At 55.9% G+C, this 16,701-nt stretch carries 15 protein-coding genes; 9 read left to right on the forward strand and 6 right to left on the reverse strand.

Features of this window, described 5'->3' with window-relative positions; translation table 11 throughout:
- Nucleotides 1–45: 45 nt before the first annotated feature.
- From fadD to ABLU80_RS13770, 4 genes are all read right to left on the reverse strand, one after another.
- On the reverse strand, nt 46–1,731 hold the full coding sequence (fadD, locus tag ABLU80_RS13755) for a long-chain-fatty-acid--CoA ligase FadD (protein WP_015705923.1): 1,686 nt from the start codon (nt 1,729–1,731) through the stop codon (nt 46–48).
- Between the two features lie 208 nt (nt 1,732–1,939).
- Nucleotides 1,940–2,521, reverse strand: a complete 582-nt coding sequence (locus ABLU80_RS13760; RefSeq protein ID WP_032714806.1) for a Slp family lipoprotein — start codon at nt 2,519–2,521, stop codon at nt 1,940–1,942.
- A 38-nt stretch (nt 2,522–2,559) separates the two neighbouring features.
- Complete coding sequence (gene tsaB, locus ABLU80_RS13765) at nt 2,560–3,255, reverse strand: tRNA (adenosine(37)-N6)-threonylcarbamoyltransferase complex dimerization subunit type 1 TsaB (RefSeq protein WP_348850090.1); 696 nt, start codon at nt 3,253–3,255, stop codon at nt 2,560–2,562.
- Nucleotides 3,256–3,400: 145 nt separating this feature from the next.
- Nucleotides 3,401–5,311: an ATP-dependent DNA helicase gene (locus tag ABLU80_RS13770; RefSeq protein ID WP_015705926.1), complete on the reverse strand. Its 1,911-nt coding sequence runs from the start codon at nt 5,309–5,311 to the stop codon at nt 3,401–3,403.
- Nucleotides 5,312–5,442: 131 nt separating this feature from the next.
- Between ABLU80_RS13770 and ABLU80_RS13775 the strand changes: the two genes are divergently transcribed.
- Nucleotides 5,443–5,787, forward strand: a complete 345-nt coding sequence (locus tag ABLU80_RS13775; protein WP_348850091.1) for a RidA family protein — start codon at nt 5,443–5,445, stop codon at nt 5,785–5,787.
- Here the strand turns inward: ABLU80_RS13775 and ABLU80_RS13780 are convergent, their stop codons facing one another.
- Nucleotides 5,788–5,973, reverse strand: coding sequence for a YoaH family protein (locus ABLU80_RS13780; protein ID WP_015366046.1), 186 nt, complete (start codon nt 5,971–5,973; stop codon nt 5,788–5,790).
- An 85-nt stretch (nt 5,974–6,058) separates the two neighbouring features.
- On the opposite strand from ABLU80_RS13780, the gene pabB reads away from it, so the two are divergent.
- The 4 genes from pabB to ABLU80_RS13800 all read left to right on the forward strand — a co-directional run bounded on the left by pabB (nt 6,059) and on the right by ABLU80_RS13800 (nt 11,250).
- Nucleotides 6,059–7,414: an aminodeoxychorismate synthase component 1 gene (gene pabB / locus ABLU80_RS13785; protein WP_086630352.1), complete on the forward strand. Its 1,356-nt coding sequence runs from the start codon at nt 6,059–6,061 to the stop codon at nt 7,412–7,414.
- A gap of 3 nt (nt 7,415–7,417) precedes the next feature.
- Nucleotides 7,418–7,996 (forward strand): CoA pyrophosphatase, encoded by a 579-nt coding sequence (locus ABLU80_RS13790; RefSeq protein WP_015705928.1) that lies wholly within the window; start codon nt 7,418–7,420, stop codon nt 7,994–7,996.
- A 163-nt stretch (nt 7,997–8,159) separates the two neighbouring features.
- A complete protein-coding gene (gene sdaA, locus ABLU80_RS13795) occupies nt 8,160–9,524 on the forward strand; it encodes an L-serine ammonia-lyase (protein ID WP_015705929.1) in 1,365 nt (454 codons plus the stop codon).
- A 130-nt stretch (nt 9,525–9,654) separates the two neighbouring features.
- Entirely contained in the window at nt 9,655–11,250 is a 1,596-nt protein-coding gene (locus ABLU80_RS13800) for an EAL domain-containing protein (protein ID WP_015366042.1), read from the forward strand.
- Nucleotides 11,251–11,266: 16 nt separating this feature from the next.
- Here ABLU80_RS13800 and yoaE read toward each other — a convergent pair whose 3' ends face one another.
- A complete protein-coding gene (yoaE, locus tag ABLU80_RS13805) occupies nt 11,267–12,826 on the reverse strand; it encodes a CNNM family cation transport protein YoaE (protein WP_047079643.1) in 1,560 nt (519 codons plus the stop codon).
- A 445-nt stretch (nt 12,827–13,271) separates the two neighbouring features.
- Here yoaE and manX point away from each other — a divergent pair, with 445 nt between their 5' ends.
- From manX to ABLU80_RS13825, 4 genes are all read left to right on the forward strand, one after another.
- Nucleotides 13,272–14,237 (forward strand): PTS mannose transporter subunit IIAB, encoded by a 966-nt coding sequence (manX, locus tag ABLU80_RS13810; RefSeq protein WP_015366040.1) that lies wholly within the window; start codon nt 13,272–13,274, stop codon nt 14,235–14,237.
- Between the two features lie 55 nt (nt 14,238–14,292).
- Nucleotides 14,293–15,093: a PTS mannose/fructose/sorbose transporter subunit IIC gene (locus tag ABLU80_RS13815; RefSeq protein WP_015366039.1), complete on the forward strand. Its 801-nt coding sequence runs from the start codon at nt 14,293–14,295 to the stop codon at nt 15,091–15,093.
- 12 nt (nt 15,094–15,105) lie between these two features.
- Nucleotides 15,106–15,957, forward strand: a complete 852-nt coding sequence (locus ABLU80_RS13820) for a PTS mannose transporter subunit IID (protein WP_015366038.1) — start codon at nt 15,106–15,108, stop codon at nt 15,955–15,957.
- A 95-nt stretch (nt 15,958–16,052) separates the two neighbouring features.
- Nucleotides 16,053–16,511, forward strand: a complete 459-nt coding sequence (locus ABLU80_RS13825) for a DUF986 family protein (RefSeq protein WP_015366037.1) — start codon at nt 16,053–16,055, stop codon at nt 16,509–16,511.
- Nucleotides 16,512–16,701: the final 190 nt, after the last annotated feature.

Consider the following 16,701-nt stretch of genomic DNA (forward strand, 5'->3'; position numbering starts at 1 on the left):
ATAAAAAACGCCGGCTTAGCCGGCGCAGGGCGACTCACTCGTTGCTTAGCCTTTATTGTCTACTTTAGCACGGGCTTCGTCACGCAGTTCTCGTCGTAAAATTTTGCCGACGTTGGATTTCGGCAGTTCATCACGAAACTCCACCAGCTTCGGCACTTTGTAGCCGGTCAAATGGCGACGACAGAAAGTAATCAGCGCTTCTTCGGTTAACGCGGCATCTTTCTTCACCACAAAGATCTTCACCGCTTCACCGCTGCTGCCGGAGGGTACGCCGACGGCTGCCACTTCCTGTACGCCGGAGTGCTGCATCACAACATCTTCGATTTCATTCGGATAGACGTTAAAACCGGAAACCAGAATCATATCTTTTTTACGATCGACGATCCGCAGGAAGCCTTCATCATCCATCACCGCGATATCGCCGGTATGCAGCCAGCCATCTTTAATGATTTCATCGGTGGCATCCGGACGCTGCCAGTAGCCCAGCATCACCTGCGGCCCTTTGATGCAAAGCTCGCCCGGCTCACCCGGCGCGACTTCATTATCATCATCATCGACCAGCTTGGCTTCGGTCGATGGCACCGGCAGGCCGATGCTGCCGCTGTGGTAGTCGATATCATGCGGGTTGACGCTCACCAGCGGCGAGCACTCCGTCAGGCCGTAGCCCTCCAGCAGATACTGACCCGTCAGTTTCACCCAGCGCTCCGCTACCACCTGCTGCACCGGCATGCCGCCGCCGGCGGAAAGATGCAGCGAAGAGAAATCAAGCTGCTGGAATTCTTTATTGTTCAATAGCGCGTTAAACAAGGTATTCACCCCGGTCATCGCGGTGAAGGGATATTTTGCCAGCTCTTTTACCAGACCCGGAATATCGCGCGGATTGGTAATCAGCAGGTTCTGCCCGCCAAGTTCGATAAACAGCAGGCAGTTCATGGTCAAAGCGAAGATGTGATAGAGCGGCAGCGCGGTCACCACCAGCTCTTTACCACGGTGCAGTAGCGGACCGTAGGTCGCATTCACCTGTTCGAGGTTAGCCAGCATATTGCGGTGGGTCAGCATCGCCCCTTTCGCCACGCCGGTGGTACCGCCGGTGTACTGCAGGAAAGCCAGATCGTCCGCGACGATTTCCGGCTTCACGTACTGCATACGGTAGCCATGCTGCAGGGCGCTACGAAATGAGATGGCGTCCGGTAGATGATATTTCGGCACCAGCCGCTTAATGTACTTCACCACAAAGTTGACTAACGTCCCTTTGGCGGTGGAGAGCTGGTCGCCCATCCGCGTCAGGATGACGTGTTTTACCTGGGTTTTATCAACGACTTTCTCCAGGGTATGTGCGAAGTTGGAAACGATCACAATCGCCGCCGCGCCGCTGTCATTGAGCTGGTGCTCCAGTTCGCGCGGGGTATACAGCGGGTTAACGTTGACGGCAATCATTCCGGCACGCAGGATCCCAAACAGCGCCACCGGGTATTGCAGCAGGTTAGGCATCATCAGCGCGACGCGATCGCCCTTCTGTAGCCCTAAACCTTGCTGGAGATAAGCGGCGAAAGCGCGGCTGCGCTCTTCCAGCTTGCGGTAGGTCATCACCTCGCCCATGTTGATAAATGCCGGCTGATCGGCATAACGGGTGGTGGCGTGTTCAAACAATTCAACCAGGGATTGATAGCGGTCAGGATTTATCTCCGCCGGAACATCGGCGGGATAACGGTTTAGCCAAACCTTTTTCACTGCTTCACCTCTGAAATAGTTATTCGTCGTCATCACAGCCCCTGATCAACAAACATTTTGTTAACATTATATTAACTCAGCGTACCAGTTTATTAATTAGGCGTTTTTCAGGTTGCGAAGCGCGTCACTATTTATTTTTCTTATGAGACTAAAAAACACGAAACAGCGGGCTAGCCGCTGTTTCTATTCCATTATAAAAACAACAAAATCATTCCGTTACGACATTTCTGACCTCGGCAGGGCCCGGGTTATACCAACCCCAACCGCCGTATCCGTAGCCCCAGGGGCGAGGGCCGAGCATCCACGGATCGATGGGCTGTGGCGGCATCACCACCTGCTGCACTACGTTCCAGCGCTTATAGCCGGTGGCGTTCATCAACATGAATTTATACGGCGTTGCGCCAACTTTACCGTCGACAACGCCGCTAATCGGCCCAACCACGGTGACCAACTGGCCACGGAAATCGACCGGGTCGAGGAAACCGCTCACGTCGGCGAGGATACGGCCGCGAGATGGTTCGCCCAGTTCCGGTCGCGCGCCGCTATCCAGCGGTACGGTGGCAATCTCTAAGCGGGTTTTCCCCTGCTGATTCTGCACGTTGACGACCTTACCGCCAAAACGCGCTTCCTGGCCGATATACAGCTGCGGCGCGTTCATCACCCGCACTAAATCCTGCTGCGGCGTAGGGCTGGTGCCTTTAATAGCATCCGGTACCGATACGCAGCCGCTTAGCGCAACGACAACCGCCGCGGCTAACAGCCAACGAACGCCCTGTTTTTGACCCGCCATAATGCGACTCCTTCTCTCAGTCTTCTCTCTACTGAGATTCACTCGCGGCCAGGAAGTTTCTTCCATGCCACTTCGTTTCGCAAATAAACAGGTTCCGCATGCTCAACGGCCACGGTTTTTCCCGCCGCCAGCAGCTGAATGGCCAGCGGCAGCATATCTTCTGCCGCCGGCAGTTCGATCTCGCCGCTGCTTAAAATCAGCCCGCTCTCTTTCGCCAAATCCGGCCACGCCTGCCAGCCGGTGCCGACGGTAGCCCATTCGCCGGAAAGCCGCGCCAGGCGGTCGGCAACCGCAGCCGGTTTGAGGACCGCTTCTGTTTCTTCACCGTGCCAGACGCCATCTTCGTCGCGCTGATACTCGGCCCAGTAGACCTCGCCCATACGCGCGTCAATGGCCGCCAGCACCCGAGTAGCGCCGGTTTTGCGCCACGCGCCCTGGGCCATCGTCGCCAGCGTAGAGACGCCGATCATTGGCAACTCAGCGCCCAGCGCCAGTCCTTGCGCAATACCGATACCAATACGTACGCCGGTAAAGCTGCCCGGTCCGCGGCCAAAGGCCAGCGCGTCAAGTTCATTCAGCGTAGTGCCGCTTTCAGTGAGGACCTCCTGCACCAGAGGCAGGATACGTTTGGTGTGTTCGCGAGGACAAATTTCAAAATGGGCGCTCTGGGCGCCATCATTCCACAGCGCCGCGGAGCACGCCTCCGTGGCGGTATCGATAGCCAAAATTCGCATGGGTGGTCACGCTCTCGTTACATATTCCAGGCTTTAGGGCGGTAAATTCATCGACTGACGGACTCACCGCCGCCGCACCGCCCGAAATCCATTGGGGATAGCTGATTTACAAAATGGCGCGCAGCTTACCACATTTTGCGACGGATTACCTTGCCGGCGGTACAGCGAGAAAGCGCACTGCCCGGCGGATATCGCGGGTACGCGGCGCGGGTGGCAGGCTGGCCAGGAACACGGCGCCGTAAGGGCGCATCACCAGCCGGTTATCACAGATAACCAGAACGCCGCGATCGTCAATATCACGGATCAGGCGCCCGACGCCCTGTTTGAGGGTAATGACGGCATCCGGCAACTGCACTTCATCGAACGGGTCGCCGCCGCGCAGTCGACAGTCTTCCATTCGCGCTTTGAGCAGCGGATCGTCCGGTGAGGTAAAGGGCAGCTTATCGATAATCACCAGCGACAGCGCGTCGCCGCGCACGTCGACCCCTTCCCAGAAGCTACTGGTCGCCACTAATAGGGCATTGCCGGCACTAACAAACTGCTGCAGCAGTTGACCTTTACTGGTCTCCCCTTGCAGCAGTACCGGCAGCGTCATGGTAGCGCGGAACTGCTCCGCCAGGTCGCGCATCATGGCGTGCGAGGTACACAGCATAAAACAACGACCGTCATTGGCCTCGATCAACGGTTTCAGCATGGCCGCCAGATGGCGCGCCGCGCCGGGCTGGTTCGGCAGCGGTAAATTGCGCGGTACGCAGAGCAGCGCCTGATGTTGATAATCAAACGGGCTTGGCAGCAACAGCGTCTGTGCGTCATCGATGCCGAGGCGGGCGGTAAAGTGGTGGAGATCGTCATTAACCGACAGCGTCGCCGAGGTAAAGATCCAGCTTCCTGACTTTTGCGCCATCACCTCTTTAAACTTCTCCGCGACGGTCAACGGCGTCAGGGCGAGGGTAAAATGCCGCGAGGTGCATTCATACCAGTAGCTATATCCCGGCTGATTAATCTCTTTAAGCCGCTTCAGGCGGCCACGGTAGAGCGTCGCGCGCTCAAAGGCGGCGTCGAGCAGCGCCGAGCGGCCAAGCGAGAGTTTGGCGACGTCATAACACAGTTCAAGCGCGTCATCGAGCAGCAGCAGCGCGCGCTGAATGTGGCTATCCGCCAGCAGTTCGCGCAGATTGCCGCGATAGCCCGGATCGCCCAACTGCAGACGGAAATCCTGCGCGCTTTGCGCCAGACGATCGGCGCATTTTTGCAGCTGTTGGGTATCTTTTAGTTCAGTACGATAGGCAATGGTGATGTCTTTGGCCAAATCCAGTAGCTGGCGGCTGGAGAGCGACTGGCCAAAATACTGGCTGGCGATATCCGGCAGCTGATGGGCTTCATCGAAGATCATCACTTCCGCTTCGGGGATCAGTTCGGCAAAGCCGCTCTCTTTCACCACCATATCGGCAAGGAACAGGTGATGGTTGACCACCACCACATCAGCATCCATCGCCTTCTTACGCGCTTTCACCACAAAGCAATCTTTATATAACGGGCAGTCGCTGCCGAGACAGTTATCGTTAGTGCTGGTCACCAGCGGCCAGGCCTGAGAATCTTCGGCGACGCTGGCGCAGGTGCTGATATCGCCATCCTGCGTCTGATTAGACCAGGAGCGCAGAAGAATTACGTCACTTAACGTTTGTACCGGCAGATCGCCGCCCGCCAGCGCCTGCTGTTCAAGGCGTTCAAGGCACAGGTAGTTTGAGCGCCCCTTTAATAGCGCCAGTTTACCGGTGAATTTAAGTGCCTTGGCGACGGTCGGCAGGTCGCGGCTGTAGAGCTGATCCTGCAGCGCTTTCGAACCCGTGGAGATGATCACCTTTTTCTTCGCGCGCAGCGCGGGCGCCAGATAGGCGTAGGTTTTACCGGTGCCAGTCCCTGCTTCCACCACCAGCGGCCGGGAGGCGTCAATGGCTTCACTCACCGCTATCGCCATCTGGCGCTGCGGTTCGCGCGGCTTAAAGCCCGGTATCGCCATGGCCAGCTGGCCGTCTGCTGCAAAATCGTCGATCACGTTGCCCCCTGGTTATTTGGACAGTGATTATGTCAGGGAGGACGGCGTTTCGCCAGCCCGGGTAGTGACGCGGGCGGAACATTGTGGCAGTCTTGCCGCAGCCAAATGGATAGAACAAAGAGGAAAGATAAATGACAATTACGCGTATTGATGCCGAAACCCGCTGGTCTGATGTGGTGATTCACAACCAGACCATCTACTACACCGGGGTGCCGGAAAACCTCGACGCCGACGCGTTTGAGCAGACTGCCAACACCCTGGCGCAAATTGACGCGGTGCTGGAAAAACAGGGCAGCAATAAGTCACGTATTCTTGATGCCACCATTTTCCTCGCCAATAAAGATGATTTTGCGGCGATGAATAAAGCCTGGGACGCCTGGGTAGTCGCCGGTCACGCGCCGGTGCGCTGCACCGTACAGGCGACCCTGATGAAGCCGCAATATAAAGTTGAGATTAAAATCATCGCCGCGGCGTAATTACTCGTCTTCGTCGTCATCTTCGAAGCGCGCTACGATCCGGTCGCCGGTGTGCGTGGCGCGCAGTTCATCGGCCACCAGGGCGATTGCCTGGCCGCTGCTCATTCCCTGCGCCATCAATTCCTGAATACGTTCGACCGCTTTTTGCTGTTGCTCATGGCTCAGCGAAGGTAAACCTGCAAACATCACTCACTCCTGCTACATTGTGGGGCGTAATTATTTCACGCCGTCCGCCATTTCGCCAGTGGGCGGCAGATTAGGATCGAGGTTAATGTTGTCCCCCGCTATTATCACCCTGCCCTGGCGCCCGGATGCCGCCGAACGCTATTTCGCGCCGTTAAGCGCCACGCCGTGGGCGATGCTGCTGCACTCCGGCTTCGCCGACCATCCGTATAGCCGTTTCGATATTATCGTCGCCGAACCGCGCGCGACGTTGGTTACCCGCGGCGAGCGAACCTGGGTCAACGACGGTGAAGGCAAATTTGTCTCACAGGACGATCCGCTGCAGCTGCTGCAACAGCAGTTGGATCGCTGTCAGTTAACCCCGCAGGCCGATGATAACCTGCCGTTTCTCGGCGGCGCGCTGGGGCTATTCGGCTACGATCTTGGCCGCCGCTTTGAACGTCTTCCGACGCAAGCGCAGGCTGATATTGCCCTGCCGGAGATGGCGGTAGGCATTTATGACTGGGCGCTGATCGTCGATCATCAACGCCAGCAGGTGTCGCTGCTGAGCTATGACGATCCGCAACGGCGCCTGCAGTGGCTGGAATCGCAAACATGCCAGCCGGCTGAACCTTTCTCCCTGACCTCCTGCTGGCAGTCGAATATGAGCCGCCAGCAGTACGGCGAAAAATTCCGCCAGGTACAGGCGTACCTGCGCAGCGGCGACTGTTATCAGGTCAACCTGGCGCAGCGTTTTCAGGCCCGCTACCGCGGCGATGAATGGCAGGCATTTCGTAAGCTTAATGCCGCCAACCGCGCGCCGTTCAGCGCCTTCATTCGCCTGCCGGAAGGGGCGATTTTAAGCCTGTCTCCGGAGCGTTTTATTCAACTGCATCAGGGTGACATCCAGACGCGCCCCATTAAAGGCACGCTGCCGCGACTCGATTCCCCGCAGGAAGACGCACGCCAGGCGGCAACGCTTGCCCACTCGCCGAAAGACCGCGCCGAAAATTTAATGATTGTCGATCTGATGCGCAATGATATCGGCCGCGTCGCCGTGCCGGGCAGCGTTCGCGTACCGGAACTGTTTGTGGTCGAACCGTTCCCGGCGGTGCATCACCTGGTGAGCACTATCACCGCACGATTGCCTGCTACGCTTGATGCCAGCGATCTGCTACGCGCGGCCTTCCCTGGCGGCTCCATTACCGGAGCGCCGAAAGTTCGCGCCATGGAGATTATCGATGAACTGGAACCGCAGCGACGCAACGCATGGTGCGGCAGCATTGGTTATCTCAGCCTGTGCGGCAATATGGATACCAGCATTACTATTCGTACGATCACCGCCTGGCAGGGCCAACTGTACTGCTCAGCGGGCGGCGGTATCGTGGCGGACAGCGAAGAAGCCGCGGAATATCAGGAAACTTTTGATAAAGTTAACCGTATCCTGCATCAACTGGAGAGCTAGAACATGGCGGCTAACGCCCTCGATCTGGACGACTTTCTATCCCGTTTTCAACTGCTGCGCCCACAGCCCTCGCCGCAGTCGCTGAACCAGCGCCAGGCGGCGGTACTGGTGCCGATTGTCCGTCGGCCGCAGCCGGGACTGTTGCTGACCCAGCGTTCGCCGCTGCTGCGCAAGCACGCGGGCCAGGTCGCCTTCCCCGGTGGCGCAGTAGATAACACCGACGCTACATTGATTGCCGCCGCGCTGCGCGAGGCGCAGGAAGAAGTGGCGATCCCGCCGGAAGCCGTTGAAGTGATCGGCGTGCTGCCGCCTGTCGACAGCGTCACCGGCTTTCAGGTGACGCCGGTTGTTGGCATAATCCCCCCGGACCTGCACTATCATGCCAGTCAGGACGAGGTGTCTGCGGTGTTTGAAATGCCGCTGGAAGAGGCGTTGCGCCTGGGTCGTTACCACCCGCTGGACATCCATCGGCGCGGTAATTCACATCGCGTCTGGCTATCGTGGTACCAACATTATTTTGTCTGGGGAATGACCGCCGGCATTATTCGCGAGCTGGCGCTGCAAATCGGCACTCGCCCTTAGCTATAATAAGTAATGAGAAGGCGCTCTCACTATTAGTAAAACCAAGGTTATCCATTAGTTTAATTCATGTGAATAGTTAAGCTGACAACCCGGTTCCCTCTTACACTATGCGCAGTTATTACATCGTTACCGCAACCGCGGTAACCCTGTCAGGAGTGTTATCGTGATTAGTATATTCGACATGTTCAAGGTGGGGATTGGTCCCTCATCTTCCCATACTGTAGGGCCGATGAAGGCCGGTAAACAGTTCGTCGATGACCTGGTCGAAAAGGGATTGCTTAATGAAGTGACGCGCGTCGCCGTTGACGTCTATGGGTCGCTTTCATTAACCGGCAAAGGCCACCACACGGACATCGCCATTATCATGGGACTGGCGGGCAATCTGCCTGCGACGGTCGATATTGACGCGATCCCGGCATTTATCCGCGACGTAGAAACCCGCGGCCGTCTGCTGCTGGCAAACGGGCAACACGAAGTCGACTTCCCGGCGGATGACGGCATGCGTTTTCGTAGCGACAACCTGCCGCTGCACGAAAACGGCATGACTATCCATGCGTGGGCCGGCGAGAAAGAAATCTACAGCAAGACTTACTATTCAATCGGCGGCGGTTTTATCGTCGACGAAGAGCATTTCGGCAAAGAAGACGCGAGCGAACTGCAGGTTCCGTATCCGTTTAAATCGGCACAGGAAATGCTGGGCTACTGCAAAGAAACCGGTCTGTCGCTCTCCGGCATGGTGATGCAAAACGAACTGGCGCTGCACAGCAAGCAAGAGATCGAGGCCTATTTTGAAAACGTCTGGCAAACCATGCGCGCCTGTATCGATCGCGGCATGAACACCGAAGGTGTGCTGCCGGGGCCGCTACGCGTGCCGCGTCGCGCTTCGGCGCTGCGTCGTCTGCTGGTCGCCAGCGATAAGCTGTCTAACGACCCGATGAATGTTGTCGACTGGGTGAACATGTTCGCGCTGGCGGTCAACGAAGAGAACGCCGCCGGCGGCCGCGTTGTTACCGCTCCGACCAACGGCGCCTGTGGTATCGTTCCGGCAGTGCTCGCCTACTACGATCACTTTATCGAGTCCGTCAGCCCGGATATCTATATTCGCTACTTTATGGCGTCCGGCGCGATTGGCGCGCTGTACAAGATGAACGCGTCCATTTCCGGCGCGGAAGTCGGCTGTCAGGGCGAAGTCGGCGTCGCCTGTTCAATGGCAGCGGCGGGCCTGGCTGAACTGCTTGGCGCCAGCCCGGAGCAGGTTTGCGTGGCGGCGGAAATCGGCATGGAACATAACCTCGGCCTGACCTGCGACCCGGTCGCCGGCCAGGTTCAGGTGCCGTGCATCGAGCGAAACGCTATCGCCTCCGTGAAGGCGATTAATGCCGCGCGTATGGCAATGCGCCGCACCAGCGAACCGCGCGTCTCTCTCGATAAAGTTATCGAGACCATGTACGAAACGGGTAAAGACATGAACGCCAAATATCGCGAAACCTCTCGCGGCGGCCTGGCGATCAAAGTCCAGTGTGACTAAAACACGTCTGTGAAATGCGCCCTTTCCGGGCGCATTTTTCTTTTTCTCCCACCAACTTATCTTACCCACTACACTTGCTTTAAGCCGGCTGTTACTCTTATTCCTCTATTTAGCCGACAGGGCGCCTCGCATGCAAAATGCACAGAAGGTCATTTCGACATACCGCCGCAAGCGCATTCTGGTGTGCCTGGCCGTTGCATTTCTGACGCTTGCCGTCACCCTGACAATCCGATTTATTTCACAGCGTAGCCAAAATCAACAGCGCATCCAGACGGTGACCCGCAATATGGTGATCGCGATGGACAATATCCTGCAGCCGCTGGCGGCAAAACACGCTACCCTGCTGAGTATGGTGGGCAAACCCTGTCAGGATGTGCATCTTGAGCTGCGTAAAACCGCGGCCACACTGCAGACCGTACGCTCAATCATCCTTGTTCAATCCGGGATGGCCTACTGCTCCAGCATTTTTGGCCCGCGCCATGTGGCCATTCATCAGCTGCAGCCAACGTTGCCGGCAGTCAACCCGCTGTTGGCCTTTTCAACCGATAACTCGCTGCTCAAAGGCACACCGGTACTGATTCAGTGGTATCCCTCCTCCGTAAGCGGCGCCGACGGCGCGTTGTTAATTATCAATATTGAGCTGCTTGGCGAATTGATTCTCAAAGAAAAATCATCGTTGATAAGCGACATCAGCCTCACGGTAGGCAACAAGAGTTTTCTCAGCGATGTTGGCGTCGTTGCAAGCGATCGGTTGCCGGGTCTGCCGATAATTTACCGGCAAAGCTCCAGCCAGTTTCCCTTTACCATCAACATCAGCGGCCCGGGAGCCTCCGCGGTAGCCTTAGAAGAGCTGCCCGCCGAATTACCGCTGGCGCTGATGTTCAGCCTGTTGATGACCGGTATCGCCTGGTTGACAACCGCAGGACGAATGACTTTCTCGCGCGAAATAACCCTGGGTATCGCCGCCCACGAGTTCGAGGTATGGTGCCAGCCGCTGCAGGATTTACGTACTCAGGAGTGTTGTGGCGTGGAAATTTTGCTGCGCTGGAACAATCCGCGCCGCGGAAATATCTCGCCGGATGTTTTTATCCCGATTGCTGAAGGCTACAACCTGATAGTCCCCCTGACCCGCTACGTCATCGCTGAAACCGCCCGCCGGCTGCATTATTTCCCGCAGGATGCCAATTTTCATATTGGTATTAACGTGGCGGCGCGTCATTTCAGCAACGGCGAGCTGCTGCGCGATCTGCACACCTATTGGTTCAGCGCTAATCCGGTACAGCAGCTGGTGGTCGAGCTGACCGAACGTGATGTCCTGCGTGAAGGCGATCATCACATGGCGGAGCACCTGCATTTTAAAGGCGTCCAGCTGGCCATTGATGACTTTGGCACCGGTAATAGTTCGCTATCCTGGCTGGAAAAACTTCGCCCGGATGTACTGAAAATTGATAAATCTTATACCGGTGCTATTGGCATTGATGGGGTCAACGCGACGGTGACCGATATGATTATCGCCCTGGCGCACCGGCTCAAAATCGTCACCATTGCCGAAGGCGTCGAAACTCAGGAACAGAAGATTTACATGCGTAGCCACGGCGTGGATTTACTACAGGGATATTATTATGCCCGCCCGTTGCCGGTGGAGGATTTTCCGCGCTGGCTGGCGGAAGAGAAGCACCGTCTGGCGGCGACTGGGGGTAAAAAACAACCCGCCGGGCAAGTTTAGCCCGGCGGGTTCGGCATTACTCTTCTTCGTCGTTATCGTGGACAGTTTTAATGACCCGTACCAGATCGACGCGATAATCATTGGCTTCAACGATGGTGAACTGCAGCGGCGGCAGTTCGACAACATCGCCTATCCGCGGGATATGACCGTTCGCGGAGATAACCAGCCCGGCAACGGTCGCGATATCATCGTCTTCGTTGACCAGGTCGTCCAGCCCCAGCGCCTGCTGCAGCGCATGAAGGTCGGTTGACCCTTTGATTAGCCACCCATCGCCATCCAGCACAATTTCCGGCGTTTCGTCGGCGTCCGGGAACTCACCAGCGATGGCTTCCAGGACGTCCAGCGGCGTCACCAGACCCTGCACCACGCCAAATTCGTTGGTGACGATGACAAAACTGCCGCGCGCCCGGCGCAGCACGCCCAGCAGATTGATCGGATCCAGCGTTTCCGGCACCACAATCGCCGGGGAAGCGGATGCCATCGCGGCAACGTTCTCGCCCGCCTCCAGCGCCACCAGCATCTCTTTGGCGCGTACAATACCGATGATTTCATCAAGTTCGCCGCGGCAAACCGGGAACATGCTGTGCGGGGAAGAAAGCAGCTGGCGACGAATTTCGTCTTCGCTCTGCTCAGCATCCACCCAGCTAATTTCGCCTCGCGGAGTCATGATACTGCGCAATGAGCGCTGCGCCAGGGTCAGCACGCCGTTAATCATATAGCGTTCTTCTTCAGCAAACGCCCCTTCCGGCACCGGCACTGCCGCCGGGCTATCGCTATCGTGCGCCACGGTCGCCTGTTTGCGACCGCCCATCAAGCGCAGAATCGCATCAGCGGTACGCGCGCGCAGCGGCAACGTCGACTGGTGGCGGATAAAGTTACGCCGCGCCACCTGGTTAAAGAATTCAATGGTAATCGAGAAGCCAATCGCCGCGTACAGGTAACCCTTCGGAATATGGAAGCCAAAGCCTTCTGCCACCAGACTCAGACCAATCATCAGCAGGAAGCTCAGACACAGCACGACAACCGTCGGATGTTGGTTCACGAAGCGGGTTAACGGCTTCGAGGCCAGCAGCATCAGGATCATCGCAATAACGACCGCAGCCATCATCACCGGTAAATGGTTTACCATGCCGACGGCGGTAATCACCGCATCAAGCGAGAAGACGGCATCCAGCACCACAATTTGTAGCACGACGACCCAGAAGCTGGCATAGCCTTTGCCGTGACCGGCATCATGCTGGCGGTTTTCCAGTCGTTCATGAAGCTCTGTCGTCGCCTTGAATAGCAGGAAGATACCGCCGACCAGCATGATCAGATCGCGCCCGGAGAACGAAAAATCGCCTATGCTTATCAAAGGCTTGGTCAACGTGACCATCCACGAGATAACCGAGAGCAGCCCCAGGCGCATAATCAGCGCCAGCGACAGGCCGATGATACGTGCCTTATCACGCTGTTTTGGCGGCAGTTTATCGGCAAGGATGGCAATAAAGACCAGGTTATCGATACCCAGAACAATTTCGAGGACTACCAGCGTCAGCAGGCCAGCCCAGATGGTGGGATCCATTAAGAATTCCATGAGCGGCTCCCGTTAACGACAGCGGTAGTCATCGCGATGTCATGCACCGGCGAAACAATGGTTGCTGGTAAAAAAGCGTGTGTGGTTGAGGCGGCAGACGAGTGCCTGAGGGTGAAAAGACGTCGATGACGGTCCATACGGCGGGCTATGCCCTATACTCCTGAGTAATTAAACGGAAGCTAAACATAGCAAAATATAGCGCAGAATTGGCAAAAATTTACCTGTCTTTGCAATAGCTAAGGCTATTTTTTGCGCTGCGAAATTATTGATTACTGAAGCGTAATTTACGGAGCTCCATCACATTAATTATTTTTTCACTATCTAAAATAATTCCCGGTAGTAATTAATTTAGATCTTACACCCTTACTGAATCGATTTTTCCACAAGAGTGATTCAGGATGTATCAGACCAGATGATGCATTCACCATAATAACGGAGGTAGCAAGTGACGATTGCTATTGTAATAGGCACACATGGTTGGGCTGCAGAACAACTGCTGAAAACCGCAGAAATGCTGTTGGGCGAGCAGGAAAACGTTGGCTGGATCGATTTCGTTCCTGGCGAAAATGCCGAAACGCTGATCGAAAAGTACAATGCACAGCTGGCAAAACTGGATACCACAAAAGGCGTGCTGTTCCTCGTTGATACGTGGGGCGGTAGTCCATTTAACGCGGCAAGCCGCATTGTTGTTGATAAAGAAAACTATGAAGTGATCGCTGGCGTCAACGTCCCGATGCTGGTTGAAACCTTCATGGCCCGCGATGACGATCCGTCGTTTGATGAGCTGGTGGCGCTGGCGGTGGAAACCGGTAGCGAAGGCGTGAAAGCGCTGAAAGCCAAACCGGTTGAAAAAGCGGCGCCGGTTCAGGCTGCCGCGCCGAAAGCGGCAACGCCCGCTAAACCGATGGGTCCAAATGATTACATGGTGATTGGCCTGGCGCGTATCGATGACCGTCTTATCCACGGCCAGGTTGCGACCCGCTGGACCAAAGAGACTAACGTCACCCGCATTATCGTGGTCAGCGATGAAGTTGCCGCCGACACGGTGCGCAAAACGCTGCTGACCCAGGTGGCTCCTCCGGGCGTGACCGCTCACGTTGTTGATGTCGCGAAGATGATTCGCGTCTATAACAACCCGAAATACGCCGGCGAGCGCGTCATGCTGCTGTTCACTAACCCAACGGACGTTGAACGTATTGTTGAAGGCGGCGTGAAAATTACCAGCGTCAACATCGGCGGTATGGCTTTCCGCCAGGGTAAAACGCAGGTCAATAACGCGATTTCGGTCGATGCGACAGATATCGAAGCATTCAAGAAGTTGAATGCCCGCGGTATTGAACTGGAAGCGCGTAAAGTTTCCACCGACCAGAAACTGAAAATGATGGATTTGATCGCCAAGGTGGGTAATTAACCCGGCGCTCGCGAGCCAACCTTCACTTTAAGACTTAATCAACAGGAGAAGTACAATGGAGATTACCCTTCTTCAGATTGTGCTGGTGTTCATCGTCGCGTGTATTGCGGGTATGGAGTCGGTACTTGATGAATTTCAGTTCCACCGTCCTCTGGTCGCCTGTACGTTAATCGGCGCCGTTCTCGGTGACATGAAAACCGGTATCATCATCGGCGGTACGCTGGAAATGATCGCTCTGGGCTGGATGAACATCGGTGCGGCGGTTGCGCCTGATGCCGCGCTGGCATCCATTATTTCTACCGTACTGGTTATCGCCGGTCACCAAAGCATTGGCGCCGGTATCGCTCTGGCTATCCCGCTGGCGGCGGCAGGCCAGGTTCTGACCATTATCGTTCGTACCATCACCGTTGCCTTCCAGCACGCGGCAGATAAAGCCGCTGAAAACGGTAACCTGACGGCCATCTCCTGGCTGCACGTTTCCTCGCTGTTCCTGCAGGCAATGCGTATCGCCATCCCGGCGGTTATCGTAGCCATCTCTGTCGGTACCAGCGAAGTTCAGGGTCTGCTGAATGCCATTCCGGAAGTCGTGACTGGCGGTCTGAATATCGCGGGCGGCATGATCGTCGTCGTCGGTTACGCGATGGTCATCAACATGATGCGCGCGGGCTACCTGATGCCGTTCTTCTATCTCGGTTTCGTCACCGCGGCCTTCACCAATTTCAACCTGGTTGCGCTGGGTGTGATTGGTGCCGTCATGGCCATTCTCTACATTCAGCTGAGCCCGAAATATAACCGCGTAGCGGGTGCCCCGGCTCAGGCGGCTGGTAACAACGATCTCGATAACGAACTGGACTAACAGGTGAGCGAAATGGTTGATATGACTAAAAATACCACCGAGAAAAAACTCACTCAGAGTGATATTCGTGGCGTGTTCATTCGTTCTAACCTGTTCCAGGGTTCATGGAACTTCGAACGTATGCAGGCGCTGGGCTTCTGCTTCTCTATGGTTCCGGCAATCCGTCGCCTGTACCCGGAGAACAACGATGCGCGTAAGCAGGCTATTAAGCGTCACCTTGAGTTCTTCAACACCCATCCGTACGTCGCGGCGCCGGTACTCGGCGTAACGCTGGCGATGGAAGAGCAGCGTGCTAACGGCGCGGAAATCGACGATGGCGCAATCAACGGTATCAAAGTCGGTTTGATGGGGCCGCTGGCAGGCGTCGGCGACCCGATCTTCTGGGGTACCGTGCGTCCGGTATTCGCCGCGCTCGGCGCCGGTATCGCGATGAGCGGTAGCCTGCTTGGTCCGCTACTGTTCTTCATCCTGTTCAATGCCGTGCGTCTGCTGACCCGCTACTACGGCGTAGCATACGGCTATCGTAAAGGCGTGGACATCGTTAAGGATATGGGCGGCGGCTTCCTGCAGAAACTGACCGAGGGGGCGTCAATCCTCGGCCTGTTTGTCATGGGGGCCCTGGTTAACAAATGGACGCACGTTAATATCCCGCTGGTGGTTTCCACGATCACCGGTCAGGATGGTCAGACTCGCGTGACCACCGTGCAGACCATCCTTGACCAGCTGATGCCGGGACTGGTGCCGCTGCTGCTGACCTTCGCCTGTATGTGGCTGCTGCGTAAGAAAGTCAACCCGCTGTGGATCATCGTTGGCTTCTTCGTCATCGGTATCGCCGGCTACGCGGTCGGCCTGCTGGGTCAATAATCATCACGTTGTAGGCCGGGGACAGCTTTGTCCCCGGCTTTTTTTTAGCGTTAAAACGTGTACCTGTATGCAGGTCCACGCTGGCTGGAGGATCAATGGCAATCACGGAGCTGGTGCTCATTCTGTTTATCGTCGCCCTGGTGGCTTTCGCTATCTACGACCAATTTATCATGCCGCGCCGCAATGGCCCCACCCTGCTGTCAATCCCCCTGCTGCGTCGTGGACGCGTCGACGGGATGATTTTCGTCGGCCTGACGGCGATTCTCATTTACAACAATATTGCCAGCCATGGCGAAATAATCACCACATGGTTATTATCTGCGCTGGCATTAATGGGGTTATATCTGTTCTGGATCCGTACGCCGCGAATTCTGTTTAAAAAGAGCGGTTTTTTCTTTGCCAACGTGTGGATTGAATATCCGCGGATTAAAGCGATGAATTTGTCGGAAGATGGCGTACTGGTGATGCAATTAGAGCAGCGGCGCCTGCTTATTCGCGTACGAAATATCGACGATCTGGAAAAAATATACAAACTACTCGTTACCAGTCAATAAGTTACAGATATAACCTGCGCTATATTCCCGCCTTTCATTACTGTGGGAATATATAGCCATGGCTATATTTACCCGCCTCACCTCGTTATATTATTTAACCAATCCTTCACTTAAGATTTTAAATGAAAATCGTTATCATTTATTGTGGCTAATATTATTTTTCTGTGATTGTTTTACCTTCTCAAAATAT

The sequence above is a fragment of the Klebsiella sp. CN_Kp104 genome, from assembly GCF_040064515.1.
Lineage (GTDB): Bacteria > Pseudomonadota > Gammaproteobacteria > Enterobacterales > Enterobacteriaceae > Klebsiella > Klebsiella aerogenes.

What these genes read in the sequence shown, in the direction of transcription:
- ABLU80_RS13760 (WP_032714806.1), bottom strand. Translation starts at nt 2,521, where the DNA reads ATGGCGGGTCAAAAACAGGGCGTTCGTTGGCTGTTAGCCGCGGCGGTT.
- tsaB (WP_348850090.1), bottom strand. Translation starts at nt 3,255, where the DNA reads ATGCGAATTTTGGCTATCGATACCGCCACGGAGGCGTGCTCCGCGGCG.
- ABLU80_RS13775 (WP_348850091.1), top strand. Translation starts at nt 5,443, where the DNA reads ATGACAATTACGCGTATTGATGCCGAAACCCGCTGGTCTGATGTGGTG.
- ABLU80_RS13780 (WP_015366046.1), bottom strand. Translation starts at nt 5,973, where the DNA reads ATGTTTGCAGGTTTACCTTCGCTGAGCCATGAGCAACAGCAAAAAGCG.
- pabB (WP_086630352.1), top strand. Translation starts at nt 6,059, where the DNA reads ATGTTGTCCCCCGCTATTATCACCCTGCCCTGGCGCCCGGATGCCGCC.
- ABLU80_RS13790 (WP_015705928.1), top strand. Translation starts at nt 7,418, where the DNA reads ATGGCGGCTAACGCCCTCGATCTGGACGACTTTCTATCCCGTTTTCAA.
- ABLU80_RS13800 (WP_015366042.1), top strand. Translation starts at nt 9,655, where the DNA reads ATGCAAAATGCACAGAAGGTCATTTCGACATACCGCCGCAAGCGCATT.
- yoaE (WP_047079643.1), bottom strand. Translation starts at nt 12,826, where the DNA reads ATGGAATTCTTAATGGATCCCACCATCTGGGCTGGCCTGCTGACGCTG.
- ABLU80_RS13815 (WP_015366039.1), top strand. Translation starts at nt 14,293, where the DNA reads ATGGAGATTACCCTTCTTCAGATTGTGCTGGTGTTCATCGTCGCGTGT.
- ABLU80_RS13820 (WP_015366038.1), top strand. Translation starts at nt 15,106, where the DNA reads ATGGTTGATATGACTAAAAATACCACCGAGAAAAAACTCACTCAGAGT.
- ABLU80_RS13825 (WP_015366037.1), top strand. Translation starts at nt 16,053, where the DNA reads ATGGCAATCACGGAGCTGGTGCTCATTCTGTTTATCGTCGCCCTGGTG.